Here is a 20,173-nt window from a genome sequence, read left to right on the forward strand (position 1 = left end):
AATTATACCATATGTTCCGAAAAAGGAGGCACGCGGATCAAACAAAATATAGAGCATATTCGGATTACTCTTTCACGCTGCCCAGCACGATGCCTTTGACGAAGAAACGCTGGAGGAAGGGATAGAGCAGCAGAATGGGCAGCGAGCCGATGAATATTTGCGCGGCTTTAAACGTTCGGTTGGACACTTCGGAAAGGGCCGCGGCATCGTCCGCATTGATCGACGTTAGATTGGTCTGAACGATAACGGTCTGCAGGTAACTGGACAGCGGGTATTTTTCCGGCGAATTCATGAGTAACAGTCCGTCGAACCATTCGTTCCATTGGCCGACGATCGTAAATAGCGTAACGGTAGCCATGGCCGGCAGCGACAGCGGCGCGTATATTTTCCACAGGCTGGTGATGTAGCTGCCGCCGTCAATAAAACAGGATTCCTCCAGCTCCTTAGGCAGGCCTCGAAAAAAATTGAGCAGCAAAATCACGTTGAACACCGCTACAGCGCCCGGGATGACCAACGCCCACATCGTGTCGATCAGCCCCGTATCCCTGATGGTCATATACCTCGGTATCAACCCTCCGGAGAACAGGGTCGTGAACACGAAGAACCAGGCATACTGCGTGCGGAATTTAAAATCCCGCGGTTCCTTCGACAGCGGATAGGCGATCAGCAATGTTAGCAGCATGCTGATCCCGGTCCCGAGAACGACACGCTGCACGGTGACCCACATCGCTACCATAAATTGCGGTTTATTCAGCACGTACTGATAGGAGCTAAGCGTGAAATCGACGGGCCACAGCTTTACGATCCCCGCCGTCGCCGCGCCTTTGGAGCTGAGGGAAACCGCCAGAATATGAACGATGGGAAGAAAGCAGAGCAGCCCCAGACCGATCAGAAAAGCGTAGGTGAAGCCAAGAAAGAATTTGCGGCTGAGTGACGGTTTATGCATAGGGACACCTTCCTTCCTAAAATATTCTGTAATTGGCGAACCTGGATGCCAGGGCGTAGGACGTCACGATAAAGACGAACGAGATCAAGGATTTGAACAAGCCGATCGCCGTGGCCACCCCGTACTGGGCGCCCTGCATGCCGATCCGGTAAATAAACGTATCCAGAATATCCCCGCTCTCATACACCTGCGGGCTGTACAAGTTGAACACCTGGTCAAAACCGGCATTCAGCACGTTCCCAAGCGAGAGGGTCGCCAGCAAAATGATGATCGGCATCATGCCGGGAAGCGTGATGTGCCAGGTCTGTTTCCAGCGGTTTGCGCCATCGACCGTAGCCGCCTCATACAGGGATGGATTGATGGAGGTTAACGCAGCCAAATAGACGATGGTGCTAAAGCCGAACTCCTTCCAGATGTCCGTTATGACGAGGGTATAAGGAAACCATTGGTTGCTGCCCAGGAAAAAAATCGGCTCGATGCCGAACCAGCCCAATACTTGGTTTACGATCCCGTTTGTCGGCGACAAAATGTCGATGAAAATTCCCCCGAGGATGACCCACGATAAAAAATGCGGCAAATAGACGAGCGTCTGCACGCCCCGTTTGATCAGCTCGTTCCTCAGCTCATTCAGCAGCAGCGAGACCAGGATCGGCACGACCAATCCTCCGATGATTTTCATGAAAGCGATAAACACCGTATTCCAAATGATTTGACCGGTTTCCGGCAAATCGAACACATAGCGGAAATTGTCCAGCCCAATCCAATCCGAGCCGAAAAGGCCTTTGAACGGCACGAATTTCTGAAAGGCCATGGCGATGCCGATCATCGGCCAATAGCTGTAAATCAATACGATGACGATGCCGGGCAAGATCATCAAATGAAGCGGCCACTGCCGCCGAAATTTTTTGCTTAACATGGCGATCCTCCTGTCTGTCAATGTATATCCCATTCGCCTTCAGCAGGTGGTGAAAAGAGAACAGGGGCGGGTGTCAGAAACCTCCCTCCCCTGTTCCCGTTAGCCGAACTTCTTATCTGGCGGCCTTCCATGCATTAACTTCTTCGGTAATCTTGTCGCCGCCGAGCTTCTTCCAATTGGTCACGAACTCATCAAAGGCGTCGATGCTTGCCTCGCCCAAAATGATTTTGATGAACGTCTCCTGTTCCAGCCGGTCGAGCGTCGCTTTTTTGTCGGCCATGGTCTCGGTCGGAGCGCCGACATAACCGTTCGAGATGACTTTGCCCGCATCGTTCAAATCGCGAAGCTGCTTCATGGAGCCTTCCGGACCATTGGCGGCATAGCCGGACCAGCCCATCGGATTGTTGCCTGCGAGATAGTCCTGAAACTCCTTGAACATGATCTTCGTTTCGGCGCTGGTGATGTCCGCGTCGCTTTCGGATTCCAGTGCTTTGGCCAGCTCCTCCTGCCGGATCAGGTCTTTGTTCGGATTGACGACCTCAACCAACGAATATTTGTTGACCCCGATGGATACGCCGTCTTCGATGATTTGGCCGTACTTGTCAAATTCGGCATTGTCGCTGTACAGCTTCTCATAATACTGGTTAGCCAGCTTGACGATGACCTCGGGATGCTCGTACCCCTTTTTGACCACGTAATATTGGGATACGGCAAAAGGCATCTGCACCGTCGCCGGACCGCCCTCCAAAGACGGGATCGGGTAGGACTTCCAATTCACCGATTCATCCTCTTTCACCATGTCCCAGAAAGGCCATGCCGGATACCAGCTCGGTCCGATCAGCATGCCGATTTTGTGGGTGGTCACGGATTCAAAGACCTTGACGGTATCCTTTACGCCGAACTCCGGGTCGATCAGCTTGTTATTGAACATCTCCTGCAGCTTGGCTAGCGCTTCCTTCATCTCCGGCTGAATGCTGCCGAACTGCAGTTGTCCCTCCGCGTCTTCGATCCAAATCTGCGGAAATCCGCCGAAGCCGTTAAAGAAACCTACCGAAGAGCTGTTTAATCCGATATCCTTAGTCAGCGCAAGTCCGTAGGTATCCGCCTTGCCGTTTCCGTCCGGATCCTGCTTGGCAAACGCCTCCGCAATGGCCACAAGGTCATCCATCGTGTTCGGTTCAGGCAGATTCAGCTTCTCCATCCAATCCTCCCGGACCCACAGCAGCGGAGCCGAGCCGCCGATGACCGGCTGGGTGGACGGGATCGCCAACAGCTTGCCGTCAAACGTCGCGGAAGGGAGCGCGTTTTTCTCGATCTCCATGACCTTCTTCAGGTCATCGCTGGCGAAATTCTCGAAAGCGGGCGTCAAGTCCGCCAATTGCCCGGCGTCCGCAAGCTGGCGCAGCTGCTCCGGCGTCACCTGCATGATATCCGGGAGGTCATTCGAAGCAATCGCGATATTCATTTTGGATTCATACTGCTCCTGACCCGTCACCACCCATTTATAGTTGAGGTTGATGCCCATTTCCTTATAAAGGTCGGTCCACACGTTGTTTTTAATATCCTGTCCGGACGGGAACTTCACTTCTTCTCCCACAAACCGGACGGCATCCAGCTGAATGGGGGGATCATACTTGCCGAACGGGTCGCCCGGCTCCAAGGCCGAGGCTTCGCTATCGGTGGATGAACCAACCGCGCTGCCTCCGCCATTTTCCCCTTTGCTGCAAGCGCTTAAAACAAACACGAAAGCCAGCATACTGATCCACAATACGGACAAGATCTTATTTCTCTTCATGTTTGCGACCTCCTTGAATTCGATGTTTGTTTAGAGTATAAGGGAACAAAAAAAGAGCTATCTACTCCAAGCTCTTTACTTTGATATCTTCTCTTTACATGTTGTGAAGTTCTCTGTATTCCTGCGGCGTCAAATGGGTCGTTTTTTTGAAAAAGCGGTAAAAATACGGCGGAGAACTGAAACCCACCGCGGCGGCAATGACATGGATTTTGTCCGTCGTTTCCTTCAGCAGCTGCTTCGCTTTGGCCAGCCGAGCCGCATTAATCGACTCGGACAGGCCCTCACCGGTCACTTGTTTGTACAATCTGGACAAATACGAAGGGTTGTGTCCCACCGCCTCCCCGATCTGCGTCAAGGACAGGTCGCCGCTTAAGTGATCCTCGATATACCGTTGAACTTTGGCAATCACCTCATGCTGCTGATCCTGCTTCCCCTGCTCTTTCCGGCTGAAGATGATGTCTGCCAGTCTTTCGAAATACCGGGCTGCCTCCGTCCAGGAATCATGTTCCTCCAGATGGGTCAGTGCGATATAATCGACCGCCCCTCCCCCTTCCACGTTCTGGCAAAATGCCTCCATATCCACCAAAGACGGCATCATCACGAACACCAGGCCGTAATATACCTCCATCTTCAGCAAATACTCAACCTCCGGCGGGAAGGAAGAGGTATCGGTCACCTCATGGAGCAGCTGCATGAATTCCTCCCGGTCCCCGTTGTCTAGACAGCCGCGCAGCAGCTCCATCCGCTTCAGATGCGAGCGAGAGCGCCCCGGAAAATGCCCCATACGATCCGGGCGGCTGCGCTCACCGGCTTCGGTCAACAAAGATTCGTGGCCGATCCCGAGGCCGCTGTCCAGCAGCTGCTTCAGCCCTTCGAATTTGTCCGGCAGCCGCTCCCAATCAACCCATTCGCCAGCCATGGCAAACGAAGTCTTCAATTTCAGAAGCGTTTTGCAAACGTCCTGAATTTGTTCCAGCATCCCGCAGACAAAACGCTGGACCCGTTCCGCCGCCGGACTTTGAACCTCCTCCGGATGCTCCTCCCCCTCCTCTTTGCGCTGCAAAATCCAGATCATCTTGGCCCTGCCGTACTCCACGGCCATGCCGACGGTCATCGGGCCGAGCAGCTCGCCGATGATGTTCTGGACCGCGTACAGCATCAGCGAATGGGCCGATGGACCATCCTGCCTTCGCCAGCCGTCCAGCCGGCATAACAGCAGCAGGCAAGGCTTGCCGGGATCCAGCTTCATCTCCAGCTCCGCAAAGCGCTGCTCCAGCTCCTCCCGCCGAATATGTCCGGATGCTTTTTGCATGAGCTCCAGCACGTACTGCTGCTGTAAAAACGGCAGCGACATGCGCATATTGTCCTTCGCTTTGGCAATCAGACTTCCCTCTTCCATCTCCTGGTCAAGCAGCTCCACGGTCTTCTCGATCGCGCTCAGCACGGCATCGTTTCCCTCCGCCTTAAGAACGTAATCGACGCTCCCTTGCCGGGTGGCCTCCTGGATATAAGAAAAGTCGTCGTATCCGGTCAAAAAAATCACTTTGCAATGGGGCCACTGCCTGGATATTTCCTTTTGCAGGGCGAGGCCGTTTAACCCCGGCATTTTGATATCCGACAAAACGATGTCCATTTTCGCCCGTTTTAGCCAGCTCAAGGCTTCCGATGAGGAATAAGCCTTATACACCTCAAGCTCGAGAAATTCCGCGCCAAGGCACAATTCCGCAAGCCCGTTCACGATAAAAGGTTCGTCATCCACGATCAGTATTCTGTACCTGCTCTTCATCCATCTCGCTCCTTTCTTGCTTTGGCAGTGTCATATCGATTCTCAAACCGCCTAATCGGCTTCTCGAAAAGGTCAATCCGCCCGCAGGCCCGAATTTTAATCGAAGGCGTCGATGCACGTTGGATAAACCGGTGATCTCTCCTTTCACGTCCGAATTCGCGATCATGGATTGCAGGTTCCGCAGCTTTTCGTCCGTCAACGTCTCCCCGTTATCCTCCACGATGATATGCAGGACATGCCGTTCAGCGGCCATGGTCACCCGGATTTGCCCGTCCGCTTCCTTCTCCTCAAGTCCGTGCTCGTATCCATTTTCGATTAAGGGCTGCAGGATGAGCAGCGGAACGTCCTGTCGCTCCCAATCACCGGGGATGTCATCCCAATACGCCGATATCCGGTTATGGAAACGGATGGACTGAATGTCCACGTAAGCCTTGGCATGCCCCACCTCCGCCTTCAACGAAACTTCGTCGGCAGCGTTGCGGGTAATGAACCTGAAATATTCCCCCAAATGCCTCGTAAAACGAACGATATTCTCGTAATCCTGCATCTCTCCCATTTGATGGAGCGTAAAGAAGCTGTTATATAAAAAATGGGGGTTGATCTGGGATTGGAGCTGCTTCAGCTCGGAACGCTGCGAACGGATTTTCTGCTCGAACACTTCGTGAATCAGTACCTGCAGACGCTTCACCATATGGTTAAACTGCTCGTACAGATCGTGGAACTCGTCATGATGCTTGTGGCGCAGCTCCACCCGGGGACTGTCGAAATCGATGTTGCGGAATGTCCTCACCATTCGCTGAAGCGGCTGATGAATCCGCCTGTAGATCCAACCCGAGAACAGAATAACCACAAGAAGGGAGAAGCCCGACAGCCCGAAGAATATCAGGCGGTATTTCCCAAGCGGGCCCAAAAATTCGTCCTCCGGCACATACACGACCAGATCGGCATTCAAAAAGGCGGAACGCTCCACGCTCACCCAATAATTGGCCCCATCCGCCCTTACCTTCGTGTTGTAGGGGAGCTTTGAAAACTCCGTGTTTGTTAGCGCTTCCATCTCAATGCGTTCGACTAACCGAGGCCCGATGCTGCCTGCGTCCTCCCGAGTCAGGACCCAGCTATTGTCCACGCCGATGAGAACAGCGCCCCCGTCCCCCGTGGCCAGTTGCAGGAGCGCCGTTTGCAATTTCGGTACGGAGAGCTCCGCGGCAATCGCAAAATTAGGCGGATTGTCGTTTCGCATTCGTTCCGGATATACCATACCCAGCAGAAGCTTGTTCTTCCACTCAAAAATGACCCGATCGGGATGCTCCTCAAGCGCCTTCATCTGTTCCGGCGGCATGGCTCCTTCGTACGACACCTGCTCAATCGTTTTCTCAATCAGCGGAATATAGGTTTTGGCCTCCTGAACGTATTGATTGGAGCTTTGCAGCAGCCGCATTTTGCCCTGGAGGCGGTTGATCGCCTGAAAATATTCGGAACGGCTCATGGCGGGCGCGATAGTGCTTAGCTTTTGCAAGTCCGAGTCCTGCGACAAATCGTTCATCAGCAGCACCGTCGATCGCAGCTCCTGTTCCAGCGTGCGCATAAAGAAATTAGTCCTCGCATTCAATGACTGGGTAATTTCCTGCTCCACGCTCGCAAGCCCGGACTCGTTCATATACAGGGCAGCGGCGTAAACCGGCGTAATGGCCAACAAAAAGCCGGCCACGATTTTGGGATAAATCGATTTGAACCACAGTAGCATCATCGTTCGCCTCCACTTCGTTACCATGATCGCTTCTCCTGGCCGATTGAAGACAGGAGGAATGCGGACAATAACGGTTACACGACTATTCACGACCGGTTGCCCGGCTTCAGCAAGGACGGCCAACAACTTCAGCATATCCGCTTTCGCCGGGTTGAACCTGTATCGTTAAGATGGTTTAAGTTTGCGGTACGGACCGTTTAGCCTTCCACCATCAAGCTTGCGATCTCTCCTCTTGTCGAGTCGGGGCCGACCTGAATGCGGAACTCGCCGGGCTCCACCACCGGCTTCAGGTCAAGGCCGATCAACTCCAGCTGCTCGCTGCCGATGGTGAACGTTACTTCCTGCGTCTCCCCGGCCTTCAGGAACACCTTGCGGAACCCTTTCAACGCCTTCTCGGGACGGGTCACGGAGGCGGCCAAATCCGAGACGTACAGCTGAACGACTTCCGCACCGTCCCGTGCTCCCGCGTTGGTCACGTCGATCCGGACCGTGGCTTCGCCGCCTATGGGGACGACGGCCGGCTCGACCGTCAGACGGTTGTAACGGAATTCCGTATAGCTTAAGCCGAAGCCGAACGGATACCGCGGCGCAAGATCCGTCTCCAAGTAACGTTTGCCCCGGGTCCGTCTGGCATTGTAAGAGACCGGCAGCTGGCCGACCTCCTTCGGAATGGACAGCGGCAGACGACCGGACGGGTTGATATCGCCAAACAGCATGTCCGCAATGGCACCGCCTCCCTCCTGGCCGGGATACCAAGCTTCGATGATCGCCGGAATAAACTCGTCGATCCACGGCTCCGTAATCGGCCGTCCGTTGATATAAACGACGATCACCGGCTTGCCGAGCTTATGGAGCTCCTGCAGCAGCTCCAGCTGCACACCCATCAGCGTCAGGGTCGAGCGGTCAATCCCTTCCCCGCATTCCATATCGCTCTTTGCATCCCCGCTCACGACCGAGGCACCGGTTCTGAGATCAATGGTGCCCTCCCCGAAATCCCGTGCGCTGGAGCCGCCAAGCACCATTACGATGACATCAGCTTGCTCGGCGCATGCCAGCGCCCGAGGGAAGCCTTCCCTTGAATCGCCTTGAATGCGACAGCCCGGGGCATACAGAACGCGGCTGTCTCCCAGCCGTCGGCGGATGCCGTCCAGCACCGTTACGATCTGCCCCGGCGGCTGGGGGGAGGTATAATCGCCAAGCTGATGGTACGGCGCATGGGCGTTGGGGCCAATGACGGCAATGGTCCCGCTGCTCGTATCCAGAGGCAGCAGGTTCCCCTCGTTCTTCAGGAGCACGATGCCTTCAGCCGCGGCCTGGTAGGCCAGAGCGATATGCTCTTTGCAGCCGATGACCTGCTCTGCCCAGGCTGGATCCACATAAGGCCGATCAAAAAGCCCCAGGCGAAACTTCAGTTCCAACACGCGTCCGGCTGCCATATTCAGATCGTCTTCAGAGATCAGCCCTTGCTCCAGCGCTTGGTGAAGATGGGCCCGGAACATGGTCCCGGACATCTCCATGTCGACTCCGGCCTTTAGCGACTGGGCCGCCGCCTCCACACCCGATCCGGCCGTATTGTGACCGCATGCCAACATATGGATCGCGCCGCAATCGGTAATGACAAAGCCGTCAAAGCCCCACGCCTCGCGAAGTACGTCTTGCAGCAGATGCCGGCTGGACGTGCAAGGGACTCCGTCGATTTCGTTATAAGCCGTCATAACCGACAAGGCGCCTGCTTCAACGGCCTTGCGGAACGGCAGCAGATCGATTTCGTGAAGCTCCCGGAGGCCCATGTGAACGGGGGCTCCGTTGCGTCCCCCTTCGGAAGCGCCGTAGCCTGCGAAATGCTTCAGCGTAGCCAGCAGGCTGGTATGCGAATCAAGGCGTTCGCCTTGCAGTCCCTGCACGGCGGCAACCGCGAATTCGGCCACCAAATGGGGGTCCTCGCCAAAGGTTTCTTCGGTCCGGCCCCAGCGGGGATCCCGTACCACGTCCAGCACCGGCGAATAGGTGGCCGCTCCCCCCTGAGCTCTTGTCTCGGCGGCAACGGCTCGGCTTATGCTGTGGAACAGCTCCGTGTTCCAGGTACTTCCGATCGTGAGCGGTACGGGGAACACCGTCGCCCCGATCGCCATATGTCCGTGGGAGCATTCTTCCCCGAACAGAATCGGAATCCCCAGCCGGGAGTGCTCCATCGCGTAACGCTGAATTGCATTAACCGCTTCCGCCCCTTCCCGCGGGGACAGTCCGTTTGCCAGCGTCACCCCGGTCCAGGGATCGGCCCGCAGCGTACCGTACAAGGAACCGATTCCTCCTTCCGCAAGCTGCGATTTGAACTCCTCGGTAAGCTTGATCGTACCGTCGTCGTTCCTTATGTAAGCCTTCCAGCCGAACGGCTGGATCAGCTGTCCGATTTTCTCCGCCGCCGTCATCCGCTCCAGCAAGTCCTCGACCCGCCGCGAAACCGGCCATGCAGCATCCTTGTAGTCCATAGCGCGCACACCCTTTCTTTTTGTTAAAAGCGTTCAAAATAATGACATGCTAACCGTTCATTGGAATGTTCCCACATCCTATTGGGGCTCGGCTTTAGGCTCTTCCCCATCGGATTCAAACGCCGCATAGCCCAAGCAGCAGCCCTTCCGACGTTCCCGATGGAAGAAAAAGGTTCCCCGGCACGATCCGATCGGCCGGAGAACCTCCCTCTATGCGTAACGTGCAGAAGGAGGCGCCGCACCGTGACTATCCAGGTCAACAGCAAGAACCCTCTTCCAACCGTTTGAGGGGCGAGTACGCCTCAAGATGGTTGGCTCTGCCGGATCCGTACCTCCGCCGGCCGGTATACGGTCCGCACTTGTCCCCCGGCATCGGTAGTAAACATCACGGTCCGTTCCCGTTCCAATTCGAAGGCGTAGACCGTCCCGGATGCCGGGTCCTTTACCTCAACTTCTGAGCTTGCCCCATGCTCGGAGACGAAAATGTACAAGCTTCCCTGTCCGAACGCCAGCTTGCGGCCGTAGATCCCGGGCAGCTCGCCTCCCTTTAGCCATTCCAGCTCCGGCGAAACGGCTGCGGAGCGGATAGCTTCCGCGTACAGCGCCTGGATCGGCTCCCAGCGATCGTTCATTTCGACCGGAAGCGGGCACCAGATGAATCGTCCCGAACCTAAGGTTACCGTGACGGGCTCTAGGCTCCCATCCAACCGGCCCGCCGGACGATCCACCGCCAGCGCGTTAATCTTCCGTTCACCGAACGAAACGGCGAAATGCGCTCCCGCCAGCTCCAGCGTTTCTTCGCGAAGAACGTTGGCATGGACGGTTTCGCCTATCTCCTGCCGCAGGCGATGCGGTGCCGGCCCCCAATACGCGTCGGTCCGAAGCGGGCCTGTCCACAAGACCGTGCTCCCTTCCTTTACCAAGTCGAGGAGCTGGGCAAACGCGGCCTCGTCGAAATTATGCGCACTCGGCACGATGATCAGCTTGGCCGGATAACGCTTCAGATCCTCGAGCTGATATTCGCCAATGCCCCGCGGATGGACGTTCATGCCGAACGTCAATGCGCGCATAGCCCTCGTCGTCGCTTCGTAGGCCAGCTTCCGGCTGGAAAAATCATTCGAATACGGGTAAACGACGGCGATATCCTCAAGCTGACGTTCATCGTCGAACAAGCCGGCTGCTTCCTTCATGAAGCGGCCGAAGTCATAGGACACATCGGCTTCGGGCTTCTGCGTTCCGTCCGCCCGAAGCGCCCCGATGTTGGATTCGTTGGCATTGTCCATGAAGTAGTTAATATTCCAAATCCACTGCACGGCACCCGCGCCCCCGGTCGAGAACGAATACGCATACTTCCGCTCCAGGATGCTGCGAAGCTCTTCCTCCGTCCGCTTGGCAATGCCGTCCGGACGCTGCACGTGCATGATGCCGGTCTCCTGAATCAAATTCGGCTTGTCCGGCGTTTTCGTAAATATGCCGTCCCAAGCCAGGTGATCGTTCTGCCACCAGGAGTGGACCGTCGTGTAATCGACGGCGGGGCCGTAGAACGAAGGCGACGGGCGCTGGGAGCAGATACCCTCATCCTGCCCGACCGTTACCAGCTGGCTGGGATCGGAGCGGCGAATGGTGGCGATGAGCTCGGATGCCCACCGATTATGCATGTCCATGGTGAACAGCGTGAAATCGATCCACGGTCCCCACTTCTTCGGCTGCAGCACGCTGTTGAACAGCTTGTCGTCCGGACTCGGCGCAGGCGCCGACTCGAATGAAGGCAGCTCGCCCGGCGTCATGTTCCAGCGCTCCTGAAGCAGTTCAAGATCCTCCCCGTGGCGCTGCCGGAGCCACTCGGACCAGGCCTGCCGCTCGAACCGGTCCCCGATCGATACCGGCCCCTCGAAGATTCGCTTCGGATCGAAAAGCGAAGGCTCGTTGATCAGGTCCCAATGCACGTTGGTTGTGCCCCTGTGACGTCCCACGATGGAGGCGACGAAGCGCTTTTGCGCCTCCACCGATCGCGGATCCAGGTAGGGGTTCACGCCTTCCCAGGCTTCGGGCGCAAACGAGAAGAACGTAAACGTCACTTCCAGCTCATGCCGCTTGGCCGTCAGGACAAAGGCATCAATCGCCCGCATAACGTCCTCGGCCGCATGGCCGTCGGCAAACATGATCATCCGGTACCCCGTCCATATGCCCGTCCGGATCAGGTTGATCCCTGCCCGCTTCATCTCCGCCATATCCGCATCCCAACGCTGCACGTTCGGCAGATGAAGAAATTTGCGCGCGACGTCCGAGGTCATGTACGTCATGCCAACGATCGGAACCGCCCGCCCGCCGCGGCGGAAGTAATCGCGTCCGCATTCCAACCGCTCTCCCGCCTGCAGCAGTGAACGGTCGACGCCCCATACCGCCTGGGTCAGGTTGCGGCGCTCCCCGGATTCGGACTCGGCTTCGCAAACGATCCGGTACAAGCCCGCATCCAGCCGTACCGGTACAGACAAGCGAAGCTGCCGCAGATCCCGCTGTTCGCTGCCGGCTTTCGACTTCGCGTGTCCGGTCCAGACGGTCTCACCGTCGCTTTCCTTGATGACGCTCACCGCAAAATGCCATGTGTGCGCCGGGGCGGACGTCCGGGACAGCGTCTGCAGCTGGATCGTCAATTGCATCTGCTCGCCCGGCTCGTAGGAGGCATAGTTCGGCTTCAGCCACAGCTCCGTCACGCCCGTGCCCGAGTATTCGGCCAGCTCCTTCAGGGCGTCCATCCCTTTCATCTCCCAGAACGATGCCCTAAGCTGCTGGTTGATCAGAATCCAGCGGCCCCCGGCGTAATCGCCCTTATGCTGCTCCAGCATGACAACCGGAGCGGACCGCTCGCGCTGATCACGGTCCACGCCGACCAGCAGCGGCGAGATGACGGCGTCCATCGGACCGCACGCCCCCATCTCGGCCGGGATGTCGCTCGCTTTGGTCGGATGCAGCGTCAAGCCCCAGGTCGGCTCCATGCCGAACAGCTCCTCGCGCCCCTGCAGGATCGGGAATTCGGCAGAGGCCTTCATCTCCCGGACGCGCGACACGTCGACCGCCAGCGCATCATGGATATCCATTCGCTGGTGATAAGCCAGCTGCTCGCGTTCGGCATGCCAGCTTCCGTTCAGCTCTCGAACCGGCCTGCGGAAAGGCACGCCCCCGGCATGAACCAGACCGCCGCCGGCCTTCAGATGGCCTTCGATGGCGGCCCAAGCCGCTTTCGGAAAGTACGGACCGTGCAGATGAACCAGCGCGTCCCAGCCGCCTTCCGTCAGCCGCTCAGCCACGTCCGCGGAACCTGCGATCTCCGCCCAGTCCCGCAATCGCCCCAGTGCCTCTGCAGACGGGCGTTCGCCTTCGTAAGGAAAATGCTCGTCGTAAAATACCAGCGTTCTCATCGTTTACTCCTTTCTCGACCGCGGCTGGCCGTCGACGTATACGGATGTGCCGCGCGTTCGGGCCCAGTCGGCGATCCGGGAAGGGTCGCCGGTCCAGAGTCGGTCCACTCCCCATTGATTGGTCTGCGGCCGCTCCTCGCATTCGATGCGGATGACCGGGAACAGCTCGGTCGGACGTTCCCGCGGCAGCCCTTCGATCCACAGCACGCCGTCCTCCTGCCGGAACGGCAGCTCCTGTCCCGTTGTCAGCAGCGTCACCCGTGTTACAGGCGTCACCAGATCCGCCAGCCTCAGCACCGGCCGCCCATCCCAGAAACGGATGATGAGATACAGATGATTGTCTTTCATGGTCTGCCGCCCGTAAGTAATAAACTCCGTAAGGTTTCCGCCGTCGGAGCCGTAGATGGCCTCGCCGTGAACGTCCAGCCACTCCCCGATCTTCAGCGCCCGCTCCACGAAAGCCGGCGGAAGCTGCCCGTCGGGCTGCGGTCCGACGTTAAGCAGCAGATTGCCGCCGACGGTGCCCCCTTTCTCCGCACACTCGCACAGCATGTCGAGCAGGACGTCGGCCGGACGCCATCGTTCGCCGTTCGTGTACCCCCACAACCTCCACGTGGTGACCTGGCTGGATTCCCAGAGCCGCTTCTGGTCCGGGACGATGACATGCTCCGGCGAGCCGAAGTCGCCCAGCACCTCGGAATCGCCCGAGCCGCCGCCGCCATCCGCATGCAGCTTCTCCTCCTCGGACAGTCCAAGACGGTTGTTGACCAGGATGTCCGGCTGAATCGACTTCATCCGTTCCACCAGCTTGATGCTGTCCAGGTCCTCCGCAGTTCGCGGCCAGACCCCGTCAAAAAAGAAATGGTCGATGCGCCCGTATTTCGTGACCAGCTCTTCCACCTGCGCATGCAAATACTGCTTCATCGTCTCCCAGCCCTCCGGGTCCTTCTCCGGTCCGTCGAAGTATGCCGGAATCCGCCAATCGATCCAGGAGTAATATAAGCCGACCCGAAGCCCCTGGGCCCGGAACGCATCGGTAAATTCGCGCACCAGATCCCTGCCGGGCGCCTGCTTCGCGCTGGAATAATCCGTTGTGGCCGTATCCCACAAGCAATATCCGTCATGATGCCTTGTCGTCAAGCAGGCATATTTCATCCCTGCCTTGCGCGCCGTGTATGCCCACAGCTCGGCGTCAAAGAACTCCGGATTCCACTCGCAGGCTTTCCGTGCATATTCGGCCTGGTCCAAATGTTCCCGGAACAGGACCTGCTCGCCCCGCCCGTATTGGGCATAAGGCCCGAAATGAATAAACATGCCGTACCGGCTTTCCGTAAACCATTGCCAGCCTTCTCGGATGGCTTGTGATTGCTTGTTCATTGAACAACGTCCTCCTTATGCTGCTCCGCTCTTATTGTGCGGTCAGTCTTGATCGTAATTGTCGTTTCTAGATCCAAGAGAAGCCTCGAGGCTTCGTATGACCTTTACTCTAGCCCGGGAATCCCTGTCTTGAACACTTTACTTTTGAGAGAAAACTTCGAATTTAGCTAATATCGGAGAATTGAAGCCGTAAGGCGGCGCCCATGATCACTCCTGAATCCCCTTAGACTCGACTCGAAATTCCACACGACCTTCTTCATGGCTAAAGCACGAAAAAAAGCAATTCCTCCCGGCACTAGCCGGGAGGAATTGCCCTGTTTAAAAATCATGTTCATTGCAGCCGATCGCGCCTGAACTTACGACTGACCGGCTCTCCATTCATCGAATTGCCGTTTGTATTCGTCAACGACCTCATCGAGACCAGCGGACTTCATTGCGGCCAGCATTTTATCGTAGGCGTCCTCGTATTTCACGACCCCGTGCATGACCGGATAAACGCTGGTCTTCAGCTCGGCAATGCAGTTAGCGTACTGCGATGCTACGTTGGTCGGATCGAAGGTAAAGCCGATTGTGATGCTGTTCACGGCATCGTCCGCAACCGTCGTACGGCGCTCCAGCCGAGCAGGATCCGTATTGGTCGGGTAACGGTTCATCTCGACGTGGCCGAGCAGCCAGTACGGAAGCTCATAAGCCGGGGAACCGTTCTCGTTCTTGGCCAGATAATCCTTCGTATTCTTGCCGGTATCCTTCCAATGCACGTCCTTCACACCGCTTTGTACGAGATCCATGTTCTCCTGGCTGCTGTACACCCAATTCAAAAATTGAATGCCGGCTTCCGGATGCGGAGACGTGGCCGAGATCCCGTTGGAATTCCGGATCGCGTAGGATCTAAACTTCGGCTGGTCGGCCAAATAGTAAATATCCAGCTTTGCGTCCGGGAATGACTGAAGAATAGCGTCGCTTAAGCCGACGTCGCCCGGTCGATACAGATAACGTCCGGCCAGCTCCTCCTGATTAATGACTTCCGTCGGCGTTGTGAGCAGATCACTCATAATCAGCCCGCGCTTGTATGCCTCGTTCATGTACAGCACGTCTTTTTTGAACTCCTCGGTTTCAAACCAAGACTTCACGTTCCCCTGCTGATCGATGTAAATCATGTTGTCCGCCACGGTAAACGGATAGGTGTCGTACGTCGTATGCAGGAAGTAGGCAGGCTCCTCCAGCATCTTGATATACACGTTCTTGTTGTCCTGCGGCCAGTTCTTCTGCAGTGTCTCGGCTGCATCGAGCAGCTCCTCCGGCGATGTCGGAGGTTTCAAGCCATTGGCTTCCAGCAGATCGGTGCGGATCGTGAACATGCCGTCGTTATAAGCGGTATCCGCCCAGAAATTCGGCACGTACGTGATCTTGCCGTTGATTTTCGACGATTCCCAGATCCAGTCCGGCATGGAAGCTTTCAGCTCGCTGCCGTATTGACCCAGCAAATCGTCGATCGGAATGATCCCGCCGCTGCCGGCAAGCACCGTCGGTCCTTTGGTATCGTGCATGATGGCGATCAGTTCGAATTCCTCGCCCGTTGACATCATGAGGTTGGTCTTCTGATCCCATACGTCCCATGCAATGTACGTCGGTTCGTAGGTGAGGTTCAGACCATCGGCCTCAAGCTTTTCGTTGATTGCTTTGACCGCCGACTCCAGATCCTGCGGCGCGGAGCCCGGAAGCAAATACCGGACCGGCAGCTTGTCCCCGCCGCCGTTCTCTCCGCTCGCCGATCCGCTCTCACCGTCGGTGTCGCCTCCGCCGGAGCAGCCCGCGATCACCGTAACCATGAATATCGCGGCCAACCATAGTGCTAGCGCTTTCCTTTTTTTCATGCGTGTCTCCCCCTGTCTTCATTTGGTTTGGTCATGCGGTACGATTCCTATCTTAAGGAGACATTAGGGATGACGTATACTTCAAAATGATTCTTTTCGCCATTTTAAAACGCTAGAAATGACCGTCACTGCGCCTTTTTCGTCTCGATCGCCTGCTGGCTTCGGAACTGGGCCGGCGAGATCTGGTAGTGCTTTTTAAACAGCGTATAGAAATAGGTTGTATTCAGAATGCCCACCTGCTCGCTGATCGATTGAACCGACTCCTCGGTGCTCGCGAGAAGCTCCCGTGCCTTTTCCAGTCGAACGGCATTCAGGTAATCGTTGAACGACAGCTCGCAATGCGCCTTGAACAGCTTGCCGACGTAGCTGCGGGACAGCTTCACCTCGCCCGCAACCTGCTCGAGCGACATGTCCGGCCTTGCATAATGCTTGCGTACGTACATCTGGATAAAATCAACCACCTCCGCATGCCTTACCGCTCCCGATTCCTCGGACAGGCTGCAGAGCCTAAGGGCAAGATCCTTCAGGGCATCCGCGGTTTCCTGCAGCGTCTGAAAGCGGGTAATCCGCCGCGTAAAGTCAAGAAAGAGATCCGCGCTTTCCCGATTTTTCACTGTATGGACATTGAGCTGCTTGTACAGGCCCCCGATGAACTGGTTGATGAAAAACATGACTTCATGATAGTTGTAATCGCGAATTTCCTTGATCCACTGATCGATTTCCTTCTCCAGTTTATCCCGCTGCTGCAGCTTGATGGCCTCGATAATGCGCTTCTCCCGTTTGTCCGGATACTGCGCCTCGGAATGCTCCACCTCCGCGGTGATGACCGGATCGCCATGGAGCATCTTCCCCTTGCCTTCGAAGAAACGCTGCTGGAAGCAGGACTGCGCGCAATCGAACGATTCGCGCAGCTCCTCGTATGTCTGCGCTCCCGTTCCGATGCCGACAGTGACGGACACGCGGAGCGTGCGGAGCAGCTCGCCCTGCAGCTCCTCCAGCATGCCCAATACATGGAGCGGAGGCCGGTTCTGCTTCATAGGAAGAATGATCGCCACGGTCCCGTCCCCCACCGTTGCCACGCTCGCTCCCTCCGGCTCCAGCATTTGCTGGGCCGCCCGGGCAACGGCTGCGCAGGAATACGATTGGAGCTCCTCGTCCTCGCCGCCGGGCGAGCCGTCCTGACTATCGAGCAAAAGAGCCGCCGCCAGGAAATAGGGGCCCTTGCCTTCCCCGGCCAAACGGCGGAATGCCGTCTCATCTCCTCCCTTGAGCAGCTGCAGAACATGGGCTTGGCGTGCAGCGGAAGCCGCGGACTCCATCGATTTCATTTTCTCCGTCATCTCGGCGTAGGTTGTGTCCAATATCGCAAATTCGTTGATCTGCCGACGGTCCTTTATCTTCGGAATGGCGCTCATTTTCTCCAGCAGATGGCGGATCGGGTTGTATGCATGATGCGTCAGCCAGATCGATAAAAACATGCTGACGGCGAAGCAGGCCAAAGCGAGAACCAGCGCCGACGTTCGGAGGGCCTGCATGTTGAACAGCAGATTATGATATTGGCTTACGCTGATATACGTCCAGTTCATATCCTTGGATTTGACATAGGTAACAAGGCTCTTGCTGCCGTCAATGGAGCGGGTGAAATAACCGCTCTCCGCATCCGATGCCAGAATGGACTGGACATAGGATTCCTGCGATATATCCTCCATGAAGCGGGACCGATCCGAATGGGTGATGATGGTTCCATTGTCGTCAATAACATGCAGCGAATCCACCGCTTCGTTGCGGTAGCCTCCGATCAGATCCTGGATGGTGTCGGTGCTCATGTTGATCACGATCGCTCCTTTGGAGCTTAGCGGCGAATAATAGCTCGGAAGGAGGACGAATGTAAGGACGTCTTCGCTCCGGTTCGCCGAAGTGGCAGAAGATATCTTGCGCGGGAACAGGTGAAAATAAGATGTATTCTTGCTGTTGATCTCCTCCAGCAGCGCCATTTCCTGCTCCTTGGTAATCCCCTTCGTATTCAAATACGTATTATTCGAGCCGTTGTAGATCCCGATCGAATGAATGAACGGGTATGTGGACTGGACTCGGTTAAGGGTGCCAAACACGCCATACTGTTTCACCGGATCGGCCTCTTTGTCCAACAGGGCGTTCACGATCTCCTTGTCGCTGAGCAGAAGGTTGCCCACGTTATACACCTGGTCGCGGATGACACTGGATACGGCGCTGTTCTGCTTCAGCATCGACTCGGATATGTTCCCTACCTCCTTCGCGGTGCTCCAGGAGAACATCATGTACAGGACGACGGTTACGAGGGCAATCATGGCTGCCGTGAGTAAAACAAAGCTGAGAAACATATTTCGATACACTGCATAACGGAATAATCGCTGCCGGATCATATTCTCCCTCCTTGCCATTTGGTCTGTATCGTTAAACTGAAATCTTCAATGCTCATGAATATTGCTAACATTATATGTAATCTATATGTCAATTTAGTAGTGTTTCCTAGCGATCCGATCACTTGGAACGGATTCATATTTTACTCTCATCTTACATTTGCTCAGGGCATTCATCAATATGAAAACGCATTCTTTATTTTCCTCCCCCATCTTTCATTTATAGACTTCATCGGCTAAATCCCTTATAAAACAAAGGCTTTTGGGCCTTTATTCAATCCGGACGACATGCTTCAAAATACTCAAATTCAAAGTTTTTTCCGTTTTTTAAAGCAGACGTTCCTCGCTTCAATCCGTTCAAACTCTATTTTCATAGTTTACTGCCCGCGGTAACTCTCTTTACACTCGAATCAGAACTGCAGACGCTTGCAACCGCCATCACAAACGAAAGGACGTGCTTACCAATGAAAAAAAGCCGCTCCGGCTTCCTGCGCGAAATCCGCTCGAACGGATCCGCCTACCTGCTCGTCGTACCGGCTGCCATCTATACGCTGGTCTTCGGATATTTCACGCTTCCGTACATGCTCATTGCGTTCCAGAAATTCAACTTCAAGACGGGACTCTTCAATTCCGCCTGGGTCGGCTTCGACAATTTCAAGTTCTTCTTCTCGTCACCCCGGGCGTGGGAGGTCACCTTCAACACCTTGAAGCTCAATTTTCTATTCATCATCGTTGGCACGCTCGCAGCCATGGCGCTGGCCATTCTGTTCAATGAGCTCCGCAGCCGCTGGTTCTCGAGGGTGACCCAATCTACGATTTTGTTCCCCCATTTCTTATCCTGGGTCATCGTCAGCTACATCATCTACAGCTTGCTGTCGACCGACTACGGTATCCTGAACCGGATCCTGGCGTTCTTCCATGTCGATCCCGTCAACTGGTATGCCTCTCCGCAATACTGGACGTGGATTCTTACGACCGCGGCGGTCTGGAAGGATCTCGGGATGAACCTCGTCATCTATCTGGCGGCCATTACGGGGATTGATGACAGTTATTACGAAGCCGGCCGGATCGACGGCGCTACCCGCTGGCAGCTCATCCGCCATATCACCATTCCGCTCATGCTGCCGACCATATCCATCTTGACCCTGCTCGCTTTGGGCAAAATCATGTACGGCAGCTTCGACATGATCTATGCCATCGTGAAGGACAACGGGCTGCTCTATCCGACCGTAGACGTCATCGACACATATGTGTTCCGTTCCCTCCGCACCATCGGGAATCCGGCACAGGCAATGGCTGTCGGACTGTATCAATCCGTCGTCGGCTTTATTCTCGTATGGGGAAGCAATAAAATCGTGAAAAAAGTGAATCCGGACCACGCCTTGTTCTAAAGCGAGCCGGAACCATTCGGAAAGGAGCCAAACT

At 56.0% G+C, this 20,173-nt stretch carries 11 protein-coding genes; 1 reads left to right on the forward strand and 10 read right to left on the reverse strand.

The features are described 5' to 3' along the window. Window positions 1-64 precede the first annotated feature (64 nt). The 10 genes from PAEVO_RS15720 to PAEVO_RS15765 all read right to left on the reverse strand — a co-directional run bounded on the left by PAEVO_RS15720 (window position 65) and on the right by PAEVO_RS15765 (window position 18,751). Entirely contained in the window at window positions 65-946 is an 882-nt protein-coding gene (locus PAEVO_RS15720) for a carbohydrate ABC transporter permease (protein ID WP_100538382.1), read from the reverse strand. A gap of 16 nt (window positions 947-962) precedes the next feature. Continuing rightward, window positions 963-1,862 (reverse strand): ABC transporter permease, encoded by a 900-nt coding sequence (locus PAEVO_RS15725; protein WP_100538383.1) that lies wholly within the window; start codon window positions 1,860-1,862, stop codon window positions 963-965. Window positions 1,863-1,974: 112 nt separating this feature from the next. After that, the gene (locus tag PAEVO_RS15730; protein WP_100538384.1) at window positions 1,975-3,657 is read right to left on the reverse strand and encodes an extracellular solute-binding protein; all 1,683 of its coding nucleotides are present in this window, start codon (window positions 3,655-3,657) and stop codon (window positions 1,975-1,977) included. Window positions 3,658-3,751: 94 nt separating this feature from the next. Next, window positions 3,752-5,443 carry a response regulator gene (locus tag PAEVO_RS15735; RefSeq protein ID WP_100538385.1) on the reverse strand — a complete coding sequence of 564 codons (1,692 nt, stop codon included), beginning with the start codon at window positions 5,441-5,443 and terminating at the stop codon, window positions 3,752-3,754. After that, on the reverse strand, window positions 5,409-7,325 hold the full coding sequence (locus PAEVO_RS15740) for a sensor histidine kinase (protein ID WP_243390794.1): 1,917 nt from the start codon (window positions 7,323-7,325) through the stop codon (window positions 5,409-5,411). The genes PAEVO_RS15735 and PAEVO_RS15740 overlap by 35 nt, the downstream gene beginning before the upstream one ends. 62 nt (window positions 7,326-7,387) lie before the next feature. Further along, window positions 7,388-9,679 carry a glycoside hydrolase family 3 N-terminal domain-containing protein gene (locus PAEVO_RS15745; protein WP_100538386.1) on the reverse strand — a complete coding sequence of 764 codons (2,292 nt, stop codon included), beginning with the start codon at window positions 9,677-9,679 and terminating at the stop codon, window positions 7,388-7,390. A gap of 302 nt (window positions 9,680-9,981) precedes the next feature. After that, on the reverse strand, window positions 9,982-13,098 hold the full coding sequence (locus tag PAEVO_RS15750) for a glycoside hydrolase 5 family protein (RefSeq protein ID WP_100538387.1): 3,117 nt from the start codon (window positions 13,096-13,098) through the stop codon (window positions 9,982-9,984). A 3-nt stretch (window positions 13,099-13,101) separates the two neighbouring features. Then, window positions 13,102-14,475, reverse strand: coding sequence for an alpha-L-fucosidase (locus PAEVO_RS15755; RefSeq protein ID WP_100538388.1), 1,374 nt, complete (start codon window positions 14,473-14,475; stop codon window positions 13,102-13,104). 356 nt (window positions 14,476-14,831) lie between these two features. Next, complete coding sequence (locus PAEVO_RS15760; protein WP_100538389.1) at window positions 14,832-16,349, reverse strand: extracellular solute-binding protein; 1,518 nt, start codon at window positions 16,347-16,349, stop codon at window positions 14,832-14,834. 125 nt (window positions 16,350-16,474) lie between these two features. Then, window positions 16,475-18,751 (reverse strand): helix-turn-helix domain-containing protein, encoded by a 2,277-nt coding sequence (locus PAEVO_RS15765; RefSeq protein ID WP_100538390.1) that lies wholly within the window; start codon window positions 18,749-18,751, stop codon window positions 16,475-16,477. 461 nt (window positions 18,752-19,212) lie between these two features. On the opposite strand from PAEVO_RS15765, the gene PAEVO_RS15770 reads away from it, so the two are divergent. Continuing rightward, window positions 19,213-20,139: an ABC transporter permease gene (locus PAEVO_RS15770; protein WP_100538391.1), complete on the forward strand. Its 927-nt coding sequence runs from the start codon at window positions 19,213-19,215 to the stop codon at window positions 20,137-20,139. Window positions 20,140-20,173 lie beyond the last annotated feature (34 nt).

The sequence above is a fragment of the Paenibacillus sp. GM2FR genome (assembly GCF_002803325.1).
GTDB lineage: Bacteria > Bacillota > Bacilli > Paenibacillales > Paenibacillaceae > Paenibacillus_AQ > Paenibacillus_AQ lautus.